The sequence below is a fragment of the Mycobacterium sp. E342 genome (genome assembly GCF_001667665.1).
Classification (GTDB): domain Bacteria; phylum Actinomycetota; class Actinomycetes; order Mycobacteriales; family Mycobacteriaceae; genus Mycobacterium.
The window spans coordinates 1-822 of the sequence record NZ_LZJM01000129.1 but is presented as its reverse complement, the minus strand read 5'-3'; the positions used below and the strand labels follow the sequence as shown (position 1 = coordinate 822).

The window sequence follows — 822 nt, the reverse complement described above, 5'->3', positions numbered from 1 at the left end:
TAGCGGTGCTCGACGCTCTGCCATTGACGGTCAATGGCAAACTCGACACCCGCGCCCTACCCGCCCCCGACTACACCAGCGCCCCCTATCGCGCCCCGGCCACCCTCACCGAAGACATTCTGGCCGGCATCTACGCCCAAATCCTCGGCCACGACCGCGTCGGACTGGACGACTCCTTCTTCGATCTGGGTGGGGACTCGTTGTCGGCGATGCGCCTGATCGCGGCCATCAACAATTCTTTGGATGCCAACCTGTCGGTGCGGGCGGTGTTTGAGGCGCCCACCATCGCCCAGTTAGCACCCCGCATCCAGGCCGGGGGTGGGGGTGGGCTGGCCCCGCTGACGGCCCAGCAGCGGCCGGCAGTGGTGCCGTTGTCGTTTGCCCAGTCCCGGTTGTGGTTTATCGATCAGTTGCTGGGCCGGTCTGCGGTCTACAACATGCCCATCGCGGTACACCTCACGGGGCCACTCGACGTGGACGCCCTGCAGGCTGCGCTCGGTGATCTAGTGGCCCGCCATGAAAGCCTGCGCACCCTGTTCCCCACGATCGACGGGATCCCCCACCAGCAGGTGGTGCCGGTCGAGCAGGCCGAGTTCGGCTGGGCGGTGATCGACGCCGGTGAGTGGACGCACGAGCGGCTCGAGGAGGCCATCGCCACCAACACATACTCATCGGGGCCCAACCGGAAAAGCTCGGTGTGGATCGGGATTTCGGTTGCCAGATCGAACCAGTATTCTGCCGCCGCGGCGATGGCCTCCTCGAGCCGCTCGTGCGTCCACTCACCGGCGTCGATCACCGCCCAGCCGAACTCGGCCTGCTCGA

The 822-nt window shown here is 66.4% G+C and carries 1 pseudogene; it reads left to right on the top strand.

The annotated features are described in order from the left end of the window. Nucleotides 1-653, top strand: a pseudogene (locus tag A5692_RS08335) (condensation domain-containing protein); the annotation flags it as partial. Nucleotides 654-822: the final 169 nt, after the last annotated feature.